Here is a 19,559-nt window from a genome sequence, read left to right as displayed (position 1 = left end):
ACGCCCGGATAAGCCTCCCGTCGACGGGAGGCCCCGCGCCGGGGGTCAGATCTGAGGCGCCACCGGGTTGGGCAGCGCGCCGCCGAAGCGCCGGTCCCGCTGGGCGTACAGCTCGCACGCGTACCAGAGGTGCCGACGGTCGAAGTCGGGCCAGAGCGTGTCGAGGAAGACCAGCTCGGCGTACGCGGTCTGCCACAGCAGGAAGTTGGAGGTGCGCTGCTCGCCGGAGGGGCGCAGGAAGAGGTCCACCTCGGGGATCTCGGGGTGGTAGAGGTACTTCGCCACGGTCTTCTCGGTGACCTTGTCCGGGTCGAGCCGCCCGGCCGCCACGTCGCGGGCGATCGCGGCGGCCGCGTCGGCGATCTCGGCCTGCCCGCCGTAGTTGACGCAGAACTGCAGGGTCAGCGTCGAGTTGCCGCGGGACATCTCCTCGGCCGTCTGCAGCTCCGAGATGACGCTCTTCCAGAGCCGGCCGGCCCGACCGGACCAGACCACCCGTACGCCGAGGTCGACGAGCTGGTCGCGGCGCCGCCGGATCACGTCGCGGTTGAAGCCCATGAGGAAGCGGACCTCGTCCGGGGAGCGCCGCCAGTTCTCGGTGGAGAAGGCGTACGCCGACAGGTAGGGGATGCCCATCTCGATGGCGCCCTCGATGGTGTCGAAGAGCGAGTGCTCCCCCGCCTCGTGGCCCTTGGTGCGGGGCAGCCCGCGGTCCTTGGCCCAGCGGCCGTTGCCGTCCATGACCACGGCGACGTGCCGGGGCAGCGCCTCGGACGGCAGTGCGGGCGGGCGGGCGCCCGAGGGGTGCGGCGTCGGCGGCACCGGCTCGCGGCGGGCGGACCTCGTCGTGCGGATCACTCTTGTCTCCCCCTGTTCGCGCTGTCGCTTCCGGGGGTCGGGCCACCCCGGTCGACCAGCGGCAGCGAGCGTAGCGCGCGTTCCAGATGCCATTGCAGGTGCGCCGCCACGAGGCCGCTGCACTCGCGGCGCGTCCCGGGTTCGGTCGCGTCGGCCACCCGCCAGTCACCGGTGCTGAGCGCGGACATCAGGTCGATGGTCGCCGGTGCGGGGTGGGCGGCGCCGGGGGGCCGGCAGTCCGGGCAGACCGCGCCCCCGGCGGGGATGGAGAAGGCCCGGTGCCGGCCGGGCGTGCCGCAGACCGCGCAGGCGACCAGCGCCGGCGCCCACCCGGCGAGCGCCATCCCGCGCAGCAGGTACGCGTCGAGCACCAGCGTGGTGGCGTGGCTGCCGTCGGCGAGCGCCCGCAGCGCGCCGAGGGTGAGTTGGAACAGCCGCAGTGACGGTTCGCGCTCGACGGGGGTGAGCCGTTCGGCGGTCTCGGCGATGGCGCTGGCGGCGGTGTAGCGCGGGTAGTCGCCGAGGAACCGCTTGCCGTAGAGGTCGATGCCCTCGACCTGGCTCACCGTGTGCAATGAGCTGCCCTGGTTGCCCGTGGGGTCGCCGGCGAGTTGGAGGTCGACGTGCCCGAACGGCTCCAGCCGTGCGCCGAACTTGCTGGTGGTGCGCCGAACGCCCCGGGCGACCGCGCGGAGCCGGCCGTGCCGGCGGGTGAGCAGCGTGATGATCCGGTCGGACTCGCCGAGCTTCTGCACGCGCAGCACCACCGCGTCGTCGCGGTAGAGCTGTCGGCGATAACCGGCCATCGGGCCATTCTCCCTCGGGGTGCGAAATCAGGGTCCGTTCGGGGTGGCGGGCCGGACGAACCCCGATGCGCCGGAGGCCGCGGCGGCCGTAGCGTGCTCGCCATGGCCCTGCACCGCACCACCACCAGCGACCGCTCCCTGCCGCACGCCCCGGCCCGCGACGTGGGCGGTCGCCGCGCCACGCGCCGCCGCGTCGCGCCGGTCGCGCTGGGCACGGCCACGGCTCTCATCGTCCTCACCGGGTGTGACAACCTGGCGTACCGCCGGCTGGACTTCACCGACACCGAGACGGCGCGGATCAGCACGATCCGCGTGCTGCCCGGCGCGGGTGACGTGGTGGTCCGGGCCACCGGTCCCGCCGGGGAGGTACGGGTCAAGCGGGTGGTGCGCTACCAGGGCGCCCAGCCGGAGGCGAAGTACCGGATCACCGGCGACGAGCTGGTGCTGGACACCGAGTGCGGCTCGCGGTGCAGCATCTCCTACGAGGTGATCGCGCCGGAGGGCGTCGCCGTTCGCGGTGAGTCCGGCTCCGGTGACGTCGAGCTGAGCCGGGTGGGCGCGGTGGAGATGCATCTGGGCTCCGGCAACGTACGCCTGACCGGCGCCACCGGCCCGGTCCGGGTGGAGACCGGCTCGGGTGACATCGACGTGTCCGAGGTCAGCGGGTCGCTCAACCTGCGGGCGTCCTCGGGCAACATCTCGGCCCGGCGGCTCACCGGCCAGGTCGACGCGGAGGCGAAGTCCGGGGACGTCGACGTGCAGCTGGACCAGCCGGCGTCCGCCCGGGCGCACGCGTCCAGCGGCAACGTGAGCCTGAGCGTCCCGGCCGGCCGCTACCGGGTGCGGTCCAGCGCCGATTCCGGCGACGTCGCCCTGGGCGTGGCCGACGACCCCGCCGCCACCCTGGTCCTCGACGTCTCCGCGGACAGCGGCGACGTCACGGTCACCCAGCGCTGACGTCCGCCTTCGCGTCCGAGGAGGCGCGTGGGGCGGGCACGCGCGCCGACCCGGCGTACGGGCGGGACCCGGCCCCGCCCGGCGGTGGGTTGGCACCGCCGACGGCCGCGCCGACGGTCACCGGACGCGCGGCACCGGCCGGCGGCGGGCTGGTCGGCGGCACGCCGGCCGGCACGGGCCGGCGGGCACCCGGTACCAGTTCGGGTGGCCGGCGGGCGGCCACGTCCTCGACCCAGCCCACCGCGAGCGTCACCACACCCACGAGCGCGAAGACGAGCGCCACCCGGATGGCCAGACCGAGCGGGTCCTGGTGGGACCAGCCCACGACGTCGACGAGCGGAGTCAGCGCCACGACGAACGGCATGTGCCACAGGTAGATGGTGAGCGCGCGCCGGTTCACGACGGTCACCGCGCGGTCGAACAGGGCGCTGCGCGCGATCCAGTCCGCGCCGGCCGGGCCGCGGCCGAGCACGACGAGGATGAACGCGGCGGACCAGAGCGCGTTTCCGAGGTGGATGTCGTTGAGGTCGTAGCCGCGTGGTCCCGGGTGGGTGGCGATCCACGCCCCACCCGCCGCCGCGAGGAGCACCGCCGCCGGAACCAGCACCCGGTTGGCCATCCGCCGCAGCATTCCCGCGTGGTGGGCGAAGCCGAGCAGCCACGCGCCGAAGTAGAGCCCGAACTCCCGGGCGATCCCGGGTGCGCTCGCCCAGATCCCGGACTCGATGGCGGCGAGCAGGGCGTACGGGGCGAGCAGGGTGGGCAGCGGCGCCCGGCGGAACAACCAGAGGGCGACCGGGGAGGCGAGCACGAACCAGAGGTAGTCGCGCAGGTACCAGATCACGCTGAGCGCCAACGCGCCCCAGTTGTTGGCCGGTGGATCGGAGACGGGGAACAGCCAGAGCAGCACGTGCGGGGTGAGGGGGAGCCCGCTGAGCAGCATCGCCGGCACGAAGACCGCGGCCAGCACCCACAGGGACGGCAGGAGGCGACGCAGCCTGCGGACCACCGCGGGCGGCCCGGACCGCTCCAGTGAGGCGGCCATCAGCGAACCGGCGAGCGCGAACATCACCGACATGGCGGGGAAGACCAGGGTCAGCGAGGCCCACCCGGTCACGTGGTAGACGACGACTCGGACGATGGCCAGAAAGCGGAGCAGGTCCAGGTATCTGTTTCGCATCAGCCTGCATCTGTGTCGGGGGCACGGGCGCGAATGTCTCCTACCCTCCGCCGGGTCGCCGTGAAACGGCCAGCACCCCGACCAGAAGTGAGAGTCCCCATACCTTCGACCGATGATGACCATGCGGATCGTCGACATCCGGACGCCCGAAGCGGGGCCAGGAGCGAGCCGTTCGGCCGACGGATGTCGCCGGCCGAACCCCTACGAAACGGTCAGAAGCCGAGCTTGCGCAGCTGCTTCGGGTCGCGTTGCCAGTCCTTGGCGACCCGCACGTGCAGGTCGAGGTAGATCCGCGTGCCGAGCAGCTCTTCGATCTGTCGACGGGCGGTCGTGCCGACCTCCTTGAGCCGGCTGCCCCGGTGACCGATCACGATCGCCTTCTGGCTGGGTCGCTCGACGTACACGTCGGCGTAGACGCGCAGGAGTTGACCCTCGGGGATCATCTCCTCCACCACGACGGCGATGGAGTGCGGCAGCTCGTCGCGGACCCCCTCCAGGGCCGCCTCACGGATCAGCTCGGCGACCATGACCTGCTCCGGGTCGTCGGTCAGCATGTCGTCCGGGTAGAGCTGCGGCGACTCCGGCAGGTAGCCGGTCATCACGTCGACCAGCGTGTCCACCTGGTGCCCGGACACCGCGCTGACCGGCACCACGTCGGCGAAGTCGGCCAGCTCGCTGACCGCGAGCAACTGCTCGGCCAGCCGCTTCCGGTCGACGAGGTCGGTCTTGGTGACGACGGCCAGCACGGTGGCCTTCAGGCTGGCCAACTCGCCGGTGATGAACCGGTCGCCCCGGCCGATCGGCTCGTTCGCGGGAATGCAGAGACCGATCACGTCGACCTCGCTCCACGTCTCGCGGACCAGGTCGTTCAGCCGCTCGCCGAGCAACGTACGCGGGCGGTGCAGGCCCGGCGTGTCGACCAGCACGAGCTGCGACTCGGGGCGGTGCAGCACGGCCCGGATGACGTGCCGGGTGGTCTGCGGCTTGTTCGAGGTGATCGCGATCTTCTGCCCGATGATCGCGTTGGTGAGCGTCGACTTGCCCGCGTTCGGCCGGCCCACGAAGCAGGCGAAACCGGCCCGGTAGGGCCGCTCCTGCGGGTCCGCCACCGGCCCGCTCACTCGGCCACCGTGCCGAGGACGGTGCCGTCGGGCGCGGCCACGTGGATCGGCGCGTCGGCGGCGAGGTCGCGGACGGCGGCGTGACCCGCCCCGTCCAGCGTCGACGCCTCGGTGACCACCACGGCGGCCTCCAACCGGGTCGCGCCGGCCGCCACCGCCGAGGCGACCGCGAGCTGCAACGCGGTGAGCGCGAGTGACGGCAGGGCCACGCTCGCCGCCGCGTACGTCCGACCGTCCTGGTCGCGGACGGCCGCGCCCTCCACGGCACCCACCCGGGCCCGGGCTCCCCGGGCCAGGACGACCAGCTTGGCGTCCTCGGCGCCCAGCTCGACCGGCGCGGACGGGGCTGGCCGGGCGGCGGGCACGGCGGACGACTCAGGCATCGGCGGGTTGCCTCTCCTCGGCTCGGTTCTGATCGTTGCGGGACTCGGCGGACTCGCCGCGCCCCGAAACCTCCTGCTCGTCGGTCGGCTCGACCCGGCTCACGAGCACCGTGTCGATCCGGTTACGCCGGCCGGTGGTGCCCTCGGCGATCAGCCGGAGGCCGGCCATCTCGACCTGCGCCCCCGGGATCGGCACCCGGCCCAACGACTGGGCGAGCAGACCGCCGACCGTCTCCACCTCGTCGGTGGGTAGTTCGGTGTCGAACAGCTCGCCCAGGTCCTCGACCGGGAGCCGGGCGGTGACCCGCACCGACCCGTCCGCCAGGCGTTCGACCGGCGGGCGCTCGACATCGTACTCGTCGGTGATCTCGCCGACGATCTCCTCCAGGATGTCCTCGATCGTGACGAGGCCGCCGGTGCCGCCGTACTCGTCGACGACGATGACCAGGTGGTTGCGGGCGGCCTGCATCTCGGAGAGCAGGTCGTCCACCGGCTTCGACTCCGGGACGAAGGTCGCCGGCCGCATCAGCTCGGCGACCGACAGCCGCTCGGCCGCGCCGTCGTCGCCGTTCACCCGCCGGATCAGGTCCTTCAGGTAGAGCACGCCGAGCACGTCGTCGACGCTCTCGCCGATCACCGGGATCCGGGAGAAGCCGGAGCGGAGGAAGAGCGCGAGCGCCTGGGACAGCGTCTTGCCCTCCTCGATCCACACCATCTCGGTGCGGGGCACCATCACCTCCCGGGCGATCGTGTCACCCAGGGCGAAGACGGAGTGGATCATCTGCCGCTCGCCGTGCTCCACCACGCCGCGCTGCTCGGCCAGGTCGACCAGCTCCCGCAGCTCCAGCTGCGTGGCGAAGGGGCCCTCCCGGAAGCCACGACCGGGGGTGACCGCATTGCCGATCAGGATCAGCAGCGAGGCGAGCGGGTTGAGCGCGCGGCCCAACCAGCGCACCAGCGGGGCCACCGCACGGCCCACCGGGTAGGCGTGCTGCCGGCCGAGGGTGCGCGGGGCCACCCCGACGACCACGAAGCTGACCACCGTCATCGCGCCGGCGGTGACCAACGCCGCCCGCCAGCCCGCGCCGAAGGTGTCCACCGCGACCAGCGCCACCAGCGTGGTGGCGGTCAGCTCGGCGAGCAGCCGCAGCAGCAGGAGCAGGTTGAGATGGCGTACGACGTCGCCGGCCAGGGCCTGCAGCGCCCTGGCGCCGCGCGCGCCGTCACGGGCCAGTTCGGCGGCGCGGGCCGGCGAGACCGCGGCGAGCGCCGCCTCGGTCATCGCGATCAGCCCGGCCAGCACCACCAGCCCGGCGGCGAACGCGAGCAGTTGCAGGTCCGGCAGGCCGGCGGTGGCGCCGGCCGTGGACGCCTGGACGGTCATCACTGGGACCGGCTCGACCGCCAGCTGGACAGCAGTCGGGCCTGGAGCGCGAACATCTCCCGCTCCTCCTCCGGCTCGGCGTGGTCGTAGCCGAGCAGGTGCAGCACACCGTGCACCGTGAGCAGGTGCAGCTCGTCGGCGGCGGAGTGGCCGGCCGCGGCCGCCTGCTTGGCCGCCACCTCGGGGCACAGCACGATGTCGCCGAGCAGGGCGGGCTCACCACCGGCCGGGGCGCTCTCGCCCGGCCCGTGGTCGACGCTGCCCTCGTCCATGGGGAACGCGAGCACGTCGGTCGGCCCGTCACCACCCATCCAGCGGTGGTTGAGCTCGGTCATGTAGTCGATGTCGACCAGCAGCACGGACAGCTCGGCGAGAGGGTTGACCCCCATCTCGTCGAGGGCGTGGCGGGCGACGGCCAGCACCGCGTCGGTGTCGACCTCGACACCCGACTCGTTGGCGATCTCGATGGACAACTGGATTCTTCCCCTGATCTAGCGGCGCCGGCCGGAACGACCGCCCTGGGCGGTCCGCCCCGGCACGGCGTGCACGCTCTGCGCCTGCTGGTTCTCCCGCTCGGCATCCCAGCGGGCGTACGCGTCGACGATCTCCCCGACCAGCCGGTGCCGGACCACGTCGGAGCTGGACAGCTGCGCGAAGTGGACGTCCTCGACTCCGGCGAGGATGTCCCGGACCATACGCAGGCCGCTGGTCGTCCCGCCGGGCAGGTCGACCTGGGTGACGTCACCGGTCACCACGATCTTCGAACCGAAGCCGAGACGGGTGAGGAACATCTTCATCTGCTCGGGCGTGGTGTTCTGCGCCTCGTCCAGGATGATGAAGGCGTCGTTCAACGTCCGTCCGCGCATGTACGCCAGCGGCGCGACCTCGATCGTCCCCGCCGCCATCAGCTTCGGGATGGAGTCGGGGTCGAGCATGTCGTGCAGCGCGTCGTAGAGCGGCCGCAGGTACGGGTCGATCTTCTCGTTGAGGGTGCCGGGCAGGAAGCCCAGCCGCTCGCCCGCCTCCACCGCGGGACGGGTGAGGATGATGCGGTTGACCTGCTTGGCCTGGAGAGCCTGGACGGCCTTCGCCATCGCCAGGTAGGTCTTGCCGGTGCCGGCGGGACCGATGCCGAAGACGATCGTGTGCGCGTCGATCGCGTCGACGTAGCGCTTCTGCCCGAGCGTCTTCGGGCGGATGGTGCGACCGCGCCGGGAGAGGATGTTGAGCGTCAGGACCTCGGCGGGCCGCTCGGCGCTGCCCTGCTCGAGCATGCCGACGGTACGCCGGACGGCATCAGTGGTCAGGGTCTCGCCTTTCTCGATGAATTCGAGCAGCTCGGTGAAGAGTCGCTCGGCGAGGGCGTTGTCCGCCGGCGCGCCGGTGATGGTGATCTCGTTGCCGCGGACGTGCACGTCACTGTTGACCGAGCGCTCGACGAGTCGCAGGATCTCGTCGCCCGCGCCGAGCAGGTTGACCATGATCTTCGGATCGGGGACGGTGATCCGAGTCTGCACCTGGGGCGGGCCGGGAGGTGGGGTGCCGGTCATAGGTCGGGCCGAGGGGCCCTGTGCCACCTGCTCTCGATCTCGGCGCCGGCCCTGGTGGCGCGGCGTACGGACGTTCCACCCATCGTATCGGTTCAACACCGCCGGCACCGCGTGCATTTCCCTGACCCGGAAGCCGGGTGGCGGGCGGGGCGGAACCCGGAGGAAGCGGGCAAATTCCCCCGGGCTCGCGTACGTCAGGCGCCCGCGCGGAAGTCGTACCGGTCGAAGGTCTCCTGGTGCCGGGTGAACCGGTAGGTCGCCCAGTGCATCCGCACCACGACGCCGTCGTCGTCCCGGGTCAGCCGCAGCAGCTCACCCACCTCCCGGCCGGAGACGGTACGGAACACGTCCGGCTGGTCGGGCAGCGGCGCGAACACCGCCGGCGGCCGACCCGACGCGTCGTCCGCGCCACGCGCCCGCAGCGCCCCGTCGTGCCACGAGAAGACGTACTCGTAGCCCTCGCCCCACCAGCGGCCCAGCAGGCCGCGCAGGGACTCCGGCGCCGGCGGGCCGGGCCGCCACGGCTCGATCTCGGCCGGGTCGTGCTCGACGGCCGCGGCGAGCAGCCGGTGCGGCAGGTCGAGGGCCTCCGTCGCGGTGCCCGAGGAGACCAGCACCGCCGCGCCCATCGCCGGCGGCGTGCCCTCGCCGCCGCGCCGGCCGTACGCCGCCGCCAGGAAGCCGGGCATGGCCCCGTCGTGCCCCACGTGCATCACCCGCCCACCCTGCGGCACCAGGATCAGGCCGAGCCCGAAGCCGCCGCCCCAGAGCGCCTCGTCGGTCACCGTCACCGGCCAGCGCATCTCCTCCAGGGTGGCCGGGGCGAGCACCGCGCCCGTCGCGTCCAGGGCCGCCGGGTCGGCGAGGAACGCCGCCCACCGGGCCATGTCCCCGGCGGTGCTCCACAGCTGCGCCGCCGGACCGACCGCACCGAAGTCGGTCGGCGGCTCCGGGTGCGCCTCGTCGGAGTACGCGTCGACCAGGAACCCCGTCGCGGCCCGCGGACCCGGCGCCACCGTGGTCGTGGTCAGCCCCAGCGGGATCAGCACCCGCTCGGTGAGCACCTCCGCCCAGGTGCCGCCGCGCAACTGCCCCACCAGCCGGCCCAGCAGCGCCATACCGAGGTTGGAGTAGTGGTAGCGGCGGCCCGGCGGCAGCACCCGCTCGGCCCGGGCCAGCTCCGCCAGCAACTGCTCCGCGTCCGGGGCGCGCAGGGTGTCCCACACGTCGCCGTACGGCTCCCGTTGCAGCCCGGCGGTGTGCGAGAGCAGCCGACGCACGGTCAGCTCGCCGTGCGCCGGCACGGCCAGGTGCCGGCCGATCGGGTCGTCCAGGTCGAGCAGGCCGTCGTCGCGGCACTGCATGGTCAGCACCGCCGTGAAGGTCTTCGTGACCGAGCCGATCCGGAACCGGGTCTGCGGGTCCAGGGCGGTGTCGTTGCCGGTCCAGCCCACCGTGCAGGTCCACAGGGGCCGGTCGGCCCGGTACAGCGCCGCCGACACGGCGGGGACGCGGGCCTTCGCCTGCACCCGGCGCACCATCCGCGCCAGGCGGTCCGCCGCCTGCGTCACGCGAGGTCCCGGGCCAGCATCGGGCCGAGCGGCGCGCCGCCCAGCAGGTGGGCGTGCGCGTGGAAGACCTCCTGGCCGCCGTACGCCCCGGTGTTGAACATCAGCCGGAAACCGTCGCCGAGCAGGCCCTCGTCCTCGGCCACCGCGGCGGCCGTGGCCAGCACCTCGCCGGCCAGCGCCGGGTCACCCTGCGCGAGCGTCGCGACGTCCGCGTAGTGCTCCTTCGGGATCACCAGCACGTGTACGGGCGCCTTCGGTGTGATGTCGCGAAACGCGAGCGTGGTCGGGGTCTCCCGGACGACGGTGGCCGGGATCTCCCCGGCGACGATGCGGCAGAACAGGCAGTCGGTTCCCATCGGGGCATGCTAAGCGCTGCCCCGGGGGCCGGTGGGCGAAGCCGGGCCACTCCGGCATGATGGCCGCGTGACTTCACGGGCGGTACTGGTGACGGGGGGCTCGCGCGGCATCGGGCGGGCGGTGGTACGGGCCTTCGCGGCCGGCGGTGACCGGGTGGCGATCCACCACCGGGACTCGGCGGAGCTGGCCGAGAAGCTCCGCGCGGAGCTGCCCGGCGACGGGCACGTGGTGGTCCGCGCCGACCTCGCCGACCCGGACGCGGTCCGCGCGATGGTGGACGAGGCCGCACAGCGGCTGGGCGGCCTCGACGTGCTGGTGAACAACGCCGGCGTGTTCGGCCCGGCCGACCCGCCGCACCCGGTCTTCGACACCTCCTACGAGCAGTGGCGGCAGCGCTGGCGGGAGGTGCTGGACACCAACCTGTTCGGCGCGGCCAACGCCACCTGGTGCGCCGCCCAGCACATGCGCGGGCGGGGTGGCCGGATCGTCAACGTCTCCTCCCGCGGCGCCTTCCGGGGCGAGCCGGCCAACCCGGCGTACGGGGCGAGCAAGGCGGGGCTCAACGCCCTGGGACAGTCGCTCGCCGTGGCGCTGGCCCCGTACGGCATCGCGGTGGCCACCGTGGCGCCCGGCTTCGTCGAGACCGACATGACCAACGAGCACCTGAAGGCCGAGCGCGGTGCGGCGGTACGCGCGCAGAGCCCGTTCAACCGGGTCGCCCGGCCGGAGGAGATCGCCGCCGCCGTGCACTGGCTCGCCTCCCCCGAGGCGGAGTGGGCCTCCGGCACCATCGTCGACCTCAACGGCGCCTCCTACCTCCGCAGCTGACCCGCTCCCGCTCCCGCTCCCGCTCCCGCTCCCGCTGATCATGCACTTGTGGTGCCCGGAATCAACCGTCTCGCCACTTCTGTGAGGCACCACAACTGCATGATCGGCGCGGGCCAGGGCGCGCGGGAGAGGGCCAGTGGGGCCGGGCGTGTGGCGTGTTCGGCGTGGGGCGCGGGTTACCAGCGGGACAGGCGGGTGGCGAGCACGCTCAGGGCGGCCACACCCGCCGTGGAGGTGCGTAGCACCGACGGGCCGAGCCGCACCGGGCGGGCGCCGGCCTCGGCGAAGGCGTCCAGCTCGGCCGGGGCGATCCCACCCTCCGGCCCGACCACCAGCACGATCTCCCCCAGGTCGGGCAGGTCCGCCGTGGTGAGCCGCTCCTCGGCCTCCTCGTGGAGCACGAACGCGGCGGCGGCACCGCCGATCCGACGCGCCACTCGGGCGGTCGACTCGTCGGGGGCACCGGCCACCACCGGCAGCCAGGGACGGCGGGCCTGTTTCGCCGCCTCCCGGGCGGTCGCCACCCACTTGTCCCGGGCCCGTACGCCCCGGTCGCCGCGCCACTGCGCCACCGACCGGGACGCCGCCCAGGGGACGATCTCGTCGACGCCGACCTCGGTCATGGCCTGCACGGCCAGCTCGCCCCGGTCGCCCTTGGCGATGCCCTGCACCACCACGAGCCGCGGGACGGGCGCGTCCGCGTACGCCCGGGAGGTCACGTCGAGGTCCAGGCTGCCCCGGCCGACGGCGGTGACCACGGCGGTGGCCGTGCCGCCGTGACCGTCGGCGAGCACCAACTCCTCGCCGACCCGCAGTCGCTGCACGGTCGCCGCGTGGTGCCCCTCGGGGCCGCCGAGGGTCAGCGAGTCGGTGGTGGGCAGCGACTCGACGAGGAACAGTGGCGCGGACACGACGGTCAGGCTAACCGCCCCGGCGGACACCGGGGCGGCGAGGCCGGATCACGGCACGCCCGGACCAAGGCGGGGCCGGATCACGGCACGCCGGACCAAGGCGGGCCGCACGGCCCGACCGGATCAGGCGTGACCGTTGAACGCGTCGCGCATCCGGGAGAAGAAGCCGCCCTGCTTGCTCAGCTCGGCGACCTCCTCGCCCCGCGTCTTGGCGAACTCCCGGAGCATCCGCTCCTGGTCGGCGTCGAGCTTGGTGGGCGTGCGCACGTCGAGGTGGACGTAGAGGTCACCCCGGCCGGTGCCGCGCAGGTGCGGCACGCCGCGGGCGCGCAGCCGCAGCGTGCTGGCCGGCTGCGTGCCGGGCTTCACGTCGACGGTCTCCTCGCTGTCCAGCGTCTTGATCGTCAGTCGGGTGCCGAGCGCCGCCGCCGTCATCGGCACGGTGACCCGGCAGTGGAGGTCGTCGCCCTTGCGCGAGTAGACGTCGTGCGGCCGCTCGTGGATCTCGACGTAGAGGTCGCCGGCGGTGCCACCGCCCGGACCGACTTCGCCCTGCTGGGCCAGCCGGATCCGCATGCCGTCCTCGACACCGGCCGGGATCTTCACGGTCAGCGAGCGGCGGGTGCGGACCCGGCCGTCACCGGCGCACGTCGGGCAGGGGTGCGGGATGGTGGTGCCGTAGCCCTGGCAGACGGTGCACGGCCGGGCGGAGACCACCTGGCCGAGGAAGGTGCGCTGCACCGACTGCACCTCACCGCGACCGCCGCACGCCTCGCAGGTGGCGAGGTGGGTGCCCGCCGCGGTGCCGGCGCCGGAGCAGGTGGTGCAGAGGACGGCCGTGTCCACGGTGATGGGCGCCTCGACGCCGAACGCCGTCTCGTGCAGGTCCAGTTCGAGGCGCAGGATCGCGTCAGCCCCGGGACGGGTGCGCGGACGCGGGCCGCGCGAGCCGCCCGCCGCGCCTCCGAAGAAGGCGTCCATGATGTCCTGGAACCCGACGAACGGGCCGGCGCCGCCGGGGCCGCCCGGGCCGCCGGCGCCCCCGCCGCCCGGGGCGAGCGGGTCGCCACCCAGGTCGACGATCTGCCGTTTCCGGTCGTCCGAGAGGACCTCGTACGCGGCGTTGATGTCCTTGAACTTCTCCTGGGCCTCCGGATCCGGATTGACGTCCGGGTGGAACTGGCGCGCCAGCTTGCGGTAGGCGCGCTTGATCTCGTCGTCGGAGGCTTCTCGGCTCACACCGAGAATGCCGTAGTAGTCCCTGGCCACTGCGTTCCGTGTCCTCATGTTCGTCTCGCGTTGCGCCGGTCGTCGGCCTTGGCTGCGGTCAGTTCTGGGCCAGCAGGTCGCCCACGTAGCGTGCCACGGCCCTCACCGTGGCGATGGTGCCGGGGTAGTCCATCCGGGTCGGCCCCAGCACCCCCAGGCCACCGACGATGGTGGCGCCCGGCCCGTAGCCGGTGCTCACCACCGAGGCGGCGCGGAGGTTGTCGATCTCGTTCTCGTCGCCGATCAGCACCCGGGTCGTGCTGGGCTCGGTCTCGCCGATGAGCTTGAGCAGCACGACCTCCTCCTCGAGCGCTTCGAGGATCGGCCGCAGCGAGCCCTGGAAATCCAGCAGGCCACCCCGGGTGAGGTTGGCCGTGCCGGCCAGCGCGATTCGCTCCTCGTGGCGCTCGACGAGCGTCTCCAGCAGGACCGTGGCGAGGGTGGCCATGGCCGGACGCTGGTCGGGGCGGGCCTCGTCGACCAGCGCCTGCACCAGCGGCGGCGTGTCGGAGAACCGGCTGCCGACCAGCTTCTCGTTGACCAGCCGGCGCAGGTCGGTGACGTCGTCGGCGAGGATCGGCGCGGGCATCTCGACGAGCCGCTGCTCGACCCGCCCGGTGTCGGCGATCATGACGAGCATCAGCCGGGTGGTCGAGATGGGCACCAGCTCCAGGTGGCGGACCGTCGAGCGGGCCAGGCTCGGGTACTGCACGACGGCGACCTGCCGGGTCAACTGGGCCAACAGGCGGACCGTGCGGTGCACCACGTCGTCCAGGTCGACGGCGCCGACCAGGAAGCGCTCGATCGCCCGGCGCTCCGCCGGGCTGAGCGGCTTGACGCGGGAGAGCCGGTCGACGAAGAGGCGGTAGCCGCGGTCGGTGGGCACCCGGCCGGCACTCGTGTGCGGCTGCCGGATGTAGCCCTCCTCCTCGAGCACCGCCATGTCGTTGCGGACCGTCGCCGGTGAGACGCCCAACTGGTGGCGCTCGACCAGCGCCCGGCTGCCGACCGGTTCCTGCGTCGCGACGTAGTCCTCGACGATCGCGCGGAGCACGGCGAGCTTCCGGTCGTCCAGACCCATCCTCCCCACCTCCTACGCGCATCGGCCGCCGCTGGGGGCGGCGGCGGACGACATCCTGGCACTCGTCTGTTGCGAGTGCCAGTCTACGTCGGCGAGCCCGTCGACGCGATGATCAACGACGGACCACCGGTGCGGCCCCGCCCACGTCACCGGGGGACGCGGGCCGAACGGCCCGGCGAGCCGGGCGATGTCGCTCTGGTGCGGCGTTGCCGACGGCCCCTACCGTGACATTCATGACTGAACCACCTCGCCCTCCCGGCGCCGCAGGGCCCGGCGACAACCAGCCGTACCCGCCGTCGGCCGCTCCCGGCCCGTCCGCCGGGGACGAACCCCCCACCGCACCACTGTCCGGGGCACCCGGCCCGGGCGGCTATCCCCCACCCGGTGGCTATCCGCCGCCCGCCGGTGACCAAACGTCGTCGGGCGGCTACCCACCGCCCGGCGGCGGCTACCCGGGCGGCGGCTACCCCCCGCCCGGCGGCGGCTACCCGACCGGTGGCTACGGCGGCGGCCTCGGCGGCAACGAGGACAAGACCTGGGCGCTCGTCGCCCACTTCGGCGGGGCCGCGGGCATGTTCCTCAGCGCCGGCGTCCTCGGCTGGATCGCCCCGCTGGTCGCCCTGCTGGCCCGGGGCAACCAGTCGCCGACCGTCCGGGCGCACGCCGTGGCGGCGCTCAACTTCCAGCTGGTCTGGTCGATCGTGGGGCTGGTCGGCTGGGTGCTCTCCTGCGTCCTGATCGGCTTCCTCGGCGTCGGCGCGGCGGTCATCCTCGGCACGCTCTTCGGCATCCTCGCCGGGGTCAAGGCCAACGAGGGGCAGCTCTACCGCTACCCGATGTCCGTCAACCTCGTGAAGTGACCGCCGACCGGCCGCTCCCCCGGCCGGTCGGGCACCGCGGCGGCCCGGTGACCGGCCCGGTCAGGGCAGCAGGTCACGCACGACGGCGTCCGCGAGCAGCCGGCCGCGCAGGGTGAGCACGGCACGGCCGGCGGCGTACTCGGCGGGGGCGAGCAGCCCGTCGGCCAGCGCCCGCTCGGCGCCGGCCCGCCCGGCGTCGTCCAGCACGTCCAGCGGCAGCCCGGAGGCGAGCCGCAGCCGCAGCATGACGTCCTCCATGTGCGCCTCGTCCCGGGTCAGCACCTCCCGGGCCAGGCCGGGCGACGACCCGGCCGCCAGCCGCTGGGCGTACGCGGTCGGGTGCTTCACGTTCCACCAACGCACCCCGCCGACGTGGCTGTGCGCCCCGGGCCCGAGGCCCCACCAGTCGGCTCCGCCCCAGTAGAGCAGGTTGTGCCGGCACCGGGCGGCAGGCGTACGGGCCCAGTTGGAGACCTCGTACCAGGAGAAGCCGGCTGCGTCGAGCGCCGCCTCCGCCGCCAGGTAGCGGTCCGCCGCCACGTCGTCGCTGGGGTACGCCAGCTCACCGCGCCGCATCCGGGCGGCGAGCCGGGTGCCGTCCTCGACGATCAGGGCGTACGCGCTGACGTGGTCGACGCCCGCGGCCACCACCTGATCCAGCGAGGCGGCGAAGTCCTCGGCGCTCTCCCCCGGCGTCCCGTAGATCAGATCAAGGTTGACGTGGTCGAAACCGGCGTCGCGCGCCTCCAGCGCGGCGGCGGTGGCCCGTCCGGCGCTGTGTGTACGGTCCAGGATCGCCAGCACCCCGGGCGAGGCGGACTGCATGCCCAGGGAGACGCGGGTGTAGCCGGCGGCGCGCAGCGCCTTGAGCGAGGCGGGGGTGACCGACTCGGGGTTGGCCTCGGTGGTCACCTCGGCGTCGGCGGCCAGCCCCCAGGTGCGGTCGATCGCGTCGAGGATCCGGGCCAGGTCGTCGGCCGGGAGCAGGGTGGGGGTGCCGCCGCCCACGAAGACGGTGTCGACCCGCTTCGGCGGGGTGTCGCCGAGCACCCGGGCGGCCAGCCGCAGCTCGGCGAGGACGGTGTCGGCGTACGCGTCCCGGCTCGCGCCGCCGCCGAGCTCCGCAGCCGTGTACGTGTTGAAGTCGCAGTAGCCGCAGCGGCTGGCGCAGAACGGCACGTGGACGTACACGCCGAAGCCGCGCTCGCCGACCGCGGCGGTCGCCGTGGGCGGCAGCGATCCGTCGACGGGGACCGTCTCACCTTCTGGAAGCACGCCGGGCATGGCCACTAGTGTGCCCGGCATGACCTCTCCCGACGTGCTCGTGCGGGTCGCCACGGCCCGTGGGGTGACCACCCTCACCCTGGACAGCCCGCACAACCGCAACGCGCTCTCCACGCCGCTGATGACGCAGCTGCTCGACGGGCTGGCCGCGGCGGTCGCCGACGAGGCCGTCCGGATGGTCGTGCTCGACCACACCGGCCCGGTCTTCTGCTCGGGGGCGGACCTGAAGGAGACCGCCGCCGCGTACGCCAGCGGGACGGTGCCGGCCGGGATGCTCGGTGACGTGCTGGCCGCGGTGTGGGAGTGCCCGAAGCCCGTGCTCGCCCGCGTGGCCGGGCCGGCCCGGGCCGGCGGGCTGGGTCTGATCGCGGCGGCGGACCTGGCGATCTGCGCCGAGGAGGCGACCTTCGCCTTCACCGAGGTGCGGATCGGCGTGATCCCGGCGGTGATCTCGGCGACCGTCCTGCCCCGGCTGCACCCGCGCGCCGCGGCCGAGCTGTACCTGACCGGGGACACCTTCGACGGCCGGCGGGCCGCCGAGATCGGGCTGGTGACGGCGGCCGTGCCGGCCGACGGATTGGACGCGGCGGTGGAGCGGTACTGCGCCTCCCTGGTGCGCGGCGCGCCCGGCGCCCTGACCGGGGCGAAGCTGCTGCTGCGCCGCCCCGCGACCACCGACCTGCGGGCCGAGATCGCCGACCTGGCCGCGCTGTCGACCGCCTACTTCCTCTCCGACGAGGGGCGGGAGGGCGTGGCGGCCTTCCGGGACAAGAGATTGACTCGATGGGTGGCCGCTCTTGACGGTGCGCCCGCCGATCATGCCGGCTGACACGAGAACGGACGGCCGGGGGTAGAGGTGGGGCCGCGGCGGCCGGGACGCCACCCACGAGGGCTGCGTCCCGGCCGCCGCTCGACTCACCACGCGGTCGCGCCGCCGTCGACCGGGTAGTTCGCGCCGGTGATGTAGCCCGCGCGGTCGGACGCGAGGAACACCACCAGCTCGGCGACCTCCTCGGGCCGGGCGAACCGCTTGAGCAGGGTCTTCGCGGTGACCGCGTCCCGCGCGGCCTGGTTGTCGCCCAGGTCGCGGTCGCTGGCCGGGGTCAGGATCGGCCCCGGGCTGATCGCCACCGCGCGGATCCCGCTCGGCGCGCCCTCCAGCGCGAGCTGCCGGGTCATGCCGATGATTCCGGCGTTCGCGGCGGCGTGCCCGACCATCGGCGGCACCGCGCCGCCGATCATGCCGGCCATGGACGCGGCGTTGATGATGACGCCACCGCCGCGCCGCACCAGGTGCGGCCACGCGAACTTCGACACGTAGAAGGGAATGTCGAGTTCGCCGACGATGGTCGCCCGCCAGTCCTCGACCGAGAAGTCGGGCATGGGGCCGAAGCGGAGCGCGGCCGCGTTGTTGTAGACCACGTCGAGCCCGCCGTACGCCGCCGCGGCGTCGTCGACGAACCGGCGTACCTGCTCCGGGTCGGTGAGGTCGACCGGCGCGATGGCGGTCATCTCCCCGCCCGCGCGGCGGACCAGTTCGGCGGTCTCGTTGTTGCCGTCGACCTGGATGTCCGCGCCGACGACCCGCGCGCCCTCGCGTGCGAAGGCCAGCGCCGCGACGCGGCCCACGCCGCCGCCGGTGCCGGTGATGAGCACGACCTTGCCGTCCAGCGTTCCCATGGTTCTCCTCCATCCGTGGCCCGCCCCCGACGGCGCTTGGCGCACCGCCCGGCCGGGCCCCTCGGGCGCGTCGCCGGGTCGGCCGGCGCACCCCTGATTGACATGTCAATTGCGAGAACCGCTTGACCAGTCAAGAACTTCCGCGACCGTCCGCGAAGTGACGCGGGCGACAGGAGGCGGCGCGGCGGGCTGCCATGACTGGTTGATAACGCACCAGAGGGCCGGACAGCCCCGGTATCGGCCGAAACCGGCCGGACGGGGAGATTGACAACAGGCAGGTGAGAGGCGGGCCGGAGCGGGAAACATCAATCGGTACGCGGCGGCGCGGGACCGTCCGAACCGGTCGGACGACCCGGAGGGGCCGGGACGGGACGTACTCTTGGCGGACTGTCGAGCAGGGGGTGTAGGTGCGAACTCGGGCTGTCGTGGCAGGTGGCGTCGTTCTGGCCCTTCTCGCCGTGGTGGGTGTCCTCCTCGTCGTCCGCAAACTCGGCGGCGACCTGCGCCTGCCGACCGCGACCAGGATCTGCACCGTGCAGGCCGACGGCCGGGTCACACTCGACGCCGACCAGATGGCCAACGCGGCGACCATCGCGGCGATCGGCGCCCAACTGGAGATGCCGGAGCGGGCCGTCGTGGTGGCCCTCGCCACCGCCTACCAGGAGTCCGGCCTGCGCAACCTCGCCGGCGGCGACCGCGACTCGGTCGGCCTGTTCCAGCAGCGGCCCAGCCAGGGGTGGGGCACCCCCGAGCGCATCCGCGAGCCGCGCTACGCCGCCACCCGGTTCTACAAGGCGCTGCGAAAGGTTCGGGGCTGGGAGCGGATGCGGGTCACCGACGCCGCCCAGCGGGTGCAGCGTTCCGCGTTCCCCGAGGCGTACGAGAAGTGGGCCGACGAGTCGGAGGTGCTCAGCAAGGCGCTCCTCGGCGACGTGACCGGCGCGGTGGCCTGCACGGTGGGACGTACGCCCGTGATGCGCGGCGAGGCCGCGGCGGTCGCGCTGACCCGCAACCTCACCCTGGACTGGGGGTTGGCCAGCAGCGCCGTGCCGACGGACCTGACCGGCCTCACCCTGGCGGCGAGCGACCAGCGCAACGGCTGGCGGTACGCGCACTGGCTGGTCTCGCACGCGCAGGACCACGGGGTGAAGCGGGTGCGCTTCGGCGCCCTGGAGTGGACCGCGCGCGACGGCACCTGGACCGAGGTGGAGGCCGAGCCGGCGGCGACCGGGCGAGTGGTCGCCGAGGTGTTCGGCGACTCCTGAGCCCGGCCGGGGATTACAGCTTCGTCAGAAAATGAACGAACAGACAAACCACGTAGACGCCCCAATCTTCCCGCGATCGTCACACTGAGCGATCAAACGGCGGCCCAGGGTCCCGATTTACCCCGGTCCCCAGCGTCAGGGTCCCGCGCTCGCCGCTACAGCGCGTTACGCTCGGCGGCCTGTGCCAGAGACGGGTTCCGCTTGGGGAGGGGTA

The 19,559-nt window shown here is 73.6% G+C and carries 20 protein-coding genes; 5 read left to right on the top strand and 15 right to left on the bottom strand.

The features are described 5' to 3' along the window. Nucleotides 1-45 precede the first annotated feature (45 nt). The gene (locus GA0070620_RS28635; protein ID WP_172836631.1) at nt 46-822 is read right to left on the bottom strand and encodes an isoprenyl transferase; all 777 of its coding nucleotides are present in this window, start codon (nt 820-822) and stop codon (nt 46-48) included. A 32-nt stretch (nt 823-854) separates the two neighbouring features. Continuing rightward, a complete protein-coding gene (gene recO, locus GA0070620_RS28630) occupies nt 855-1,664 on the bottom strand; it encodes a DNA repair protein RecO (protein WP_091595988.1) in 810 nt (269 codons plus the stop codon). A gap of 102 nt (nt 1,665-1,766) precedes the next feature. Between recO and GA0070620_RS28625 the strand changes: the two genes are divergently transcribed. Further along, on the top strand, nt 1,767-2,621 hold the full coding sequence (locus GA0070620_RS28625) for a DUF4097 family beta strand repeat-containing protein (RefSeq protein ID WP_091599513.1): 855 nt from the start codon (nt 1,767-1,769) through the stop codon (nt 2,619-2,621). Here GA0070620_RS28625 and GA0070620_RS28620 read toward each other — a convergent pair. The 8 genes from GA0070620_RS28620 to GA0070620_RS28585 form a co-directional block, all read right to left on the bottom strand. Next, nucleotides 2,608-3,801 carry an acyltransferase family protein gene (locus tag GA0070620_RS28620; RefSeq protein ID WP_091595986.1) on the bottom strand — a complete coding sequence of 398 codons (1,194 nt, stop codon included), beginning with the start codon at nt 3,799-3,801 and terminating at the stop codon, nt 2,608-2,610. The two genes, GA0070620_RS28625 and GA0070620_RS28620, sit on opposite strands and share 14 nt — an antisense overlap. A 212-nt stretch (nt 3,802-4,013) precedes the next feature. Beyond that, entirely contained in the window at nt 4,014-4,910 is an 897-nt protein-coding gene (era, locus tag GA0070620_RS28615) for a GTPase Era (protein WP_091599510.1), read from the bottom strand. Between the two features lie 8 nt (nt 4,911-4,918). Further along, nucleotides 4,919-5,305: a cytidine deaminase gene (locus GA0070620_RS28610; protein ID WP_091595984.1), complete on the bottom strand. Its 387-nt coding sequence runs from the start codon at nt 5,303-5,305 to the stop codon at nt 4,919-4,921. After that, nucleotides 5,298-6,713 carry a hemolysin family protein gene (locus GA0070620_RS28605; RefSeq protein WP_091599507.1) on the bottom strand — a complete coding sequence of 472 codons (1,416 nt, stop codon included), beginning with the start codon at nt 6,711-6,713 and terminating at the stop codon, nt 5,298-5,300. Before GA0070620_RS28605 ends, GA0070620_RS28610 begins: the two co-directional genes overlap by 8 nt. Continuing rightward, nucleotides 6,689-7,162, bottom strand: a complete 474-nt coding sequence (gene ybeY / locus GA0070620_RS28600; RefSeq protein ID WP_091595982.1) for an rRNA maturation RNase YbeY — start codon at nt 7,160-7,162, stop codon at nt 6,689-6,691. The genes GA0070620_RS28605 and ybeY overlap by 25 nt, the downstream gene beginning before the upstream one ends. 18 nt (nt 7,163-7,180) lie before the next feature. After that, on the bottom strand, nt 7,181-8,239 hold the full coding sequence (locus tag GA0070620_RS28595; RefSeq protein ID WP_091595980.1) for a PhoH family protein: 1,059 nt from the start codon (nt 8,237-8,239) through the stop codon (nt 7,181-7,183). A 194-nt stretch (nt 8,240-8,433) separates the two neighbouring features. Beyond that, nucleotides 8,434-9,810 carry a serine hydrolase domain-containing protein gene (locus tag GA0070620_RS28590; protein ID WP_091595978.1) on the bottom strand — a complete coding sequence of 459 codons (1,377 nt, stop codon included), beginning with the start codon at nt 9,808-9,810 and terminating at the stop codon, nt 8,434-8,436. Continuing rightward, the gene (locus tag GA0070620_RS28585) at nt 9,807-10,166 is read right to left on the bottom strand and encodes a histidine triad nucleotide-binding protein (RefSeq protein WP_091595976.1); all 360 of its coding nucleotides are present in this window, start codon (nt 10,164-10,166) and stop codon (nt 9,807-9,809) included. The genes GA0070620_RS28590 and GA0070620_RS28585 overlap by 4 nt, the downstream gene beginning before the upstream one ends. Nucleotides 10,167-10,233: 67 nt before the next feature. Between GA0070620_RS28585 and GA0070620_RS28580 the strand changes: the two genes are divergently transcribed. Then, nucleotides 10,234-10,995, top strand: coding sequence for an SDR family NAD(P)-dependent oxidoreductase (locus GA0070620_RS28580; protein ID WP_091595974.1), 762 nt, complete (start codon nt 10,234-10,236; stop codon nt 10,993-10,995). A gap of 176 nt (nt 10,996-11,171) precedes the next feature. On the opposite strand, the gene GA0070620_RS28575 is transcribed toward GA0070620_RS28580, so the two are convergent. The 3 genes from GA0070620_RS28575 to hrcA all read right to left on the bottom strand — a co-directional run bounded on the left by GA0070620_RS28575 (nt 11,172) and on the right by hrcA (nt 14,256). Continuing rightward, on the bottom strand, nt 11,172-11,906 hold the full coding sequence (locus GA0070620_RS28575) for a 16S rRNA (uracil(1498)-N(3))-methyltransferase (protein ID WP_091595972.1): 735 nt from the start codon (nt 11,904-11,906) through the stop codon (nt 11,172-11,174). A gap of 123 nt (nt 11,907-12,029) precedes the next feature. Continuing rightward, a complete protein-coding gene (gene dnaJ, locus GA0070620_RS28570; protein ID WP_172836629.1) occupies nt 12,030-13,175 on the bottom strand; it encodes a molecular chaperone DnaJ in 1,146 nt (381 codons plus the stop codon). 58 nt (nt 13,176-13,233) lie between these two features. Next, nucleotides 13,234-14,256 carry a heat-inducible transcriptional repressor HrcA gene (gene hrcA / locus GA0070620_RS28565; RefSeq protein WP_091595968.1) on the bottom strand — a complete coding sequence of 341 codons (1,023 nt, stop codon included), beginning with the start codon at nt 14,254-14,256 and terminating at the stop codon, nt 13,234-13,236. Between the two features lie 233 nt (nt 14,257-14,489). On the opposite strand from hrcA, the gene GA0070620_RS28560 reads away from it, so the two are divergent. Further along, on the top strand, nt 14,490-15,116 hold the full coding sequence (locus tag GA0070620_RS28560) for a DUF4870 domain-containing protein (RefSeq protein ID WP_091595966.1): 627 nt from the start codon (nt 14,490-14,492) through the stop codon (nt 15,114-15,116). 60 nt (nt 15,117-15,176) lie between these two features. Here GA0070620_RS28560 and hemW read toward each other — a convergent pair whose 3' ends face one another. Beyond that, complete coding sequence (hemW, locus tag GA0070620_RS28555; protein ID WP_172836628.1) at nt 15,177-16,400, bottom strand: radical SAM family heme chaperone HemW; 1,224 nt, start codon at nt 16,398-16,400, stop codon at nt 15,177-15,179. Nucleotides 16,401-16,419: 19 nt separating this feature from the next. Between hemW and GA0070620_RS28550 the strand changes: the two genes are divergently transcribed. Continuing rightward, complete coding sequence (locus tag GA0070620_RS28550; RefSeq protein ID WP_091595962.1) at nt 16,420-17,229, top strand: enoyl-CoA hydratase-related protein; 810 nt, start codon at nt 16,420-16,422, stop codon at nt 17,227-17,229. Nucleotides 17,230-17,315: 86 nt separating this feature from the next. On the opposite strand, the gene GA0070620_RS28545 is transcribed toward GA0070620_RS28550, so the two are convergent. Continuing rightward, complete coding sequence (locus GA0070620_RS28545; protein WP_091595960.1) at nt 17,316-18,080, bottom strand: SDR family NAD(P)-dependent oxidoreductase; 765 nt, start codon at nt 18,078-18,080, stop codon at nt 17,316-17,318. A gap of 407 nt (nt 18,081-18,487) precedes the next feature. Between GA0070620_RS28545 and GA0070620_RS28540 the strand changes: the two genes are divergently transcribed. Continuing rightward, nucleotides 18,488-19,345, top strand: coding sequence for a hypothetical protein (locus GA0070620_RS28540; RefSeq protein WP_091595958.1), 858 nt, complete (start codon nt 18,488-18,490; stop codon nt 19,343-19,345). Nucleotides 19,346-19,559: the final 214 nt, after the last annotated feature.

The organism is Micromonospora krabiensis, assembly GCF_900091425.1.
GTDB classification, from domain to species: Bacteria; Actinomycetota; Actinomycetes; order Mycobacteriales; family Micromonosporaceae; genus Micromonospora; species Micromonospora krabiensis.
This window is presented reverse-complemented; position numbering and strand designations above follow the sequence as displayed.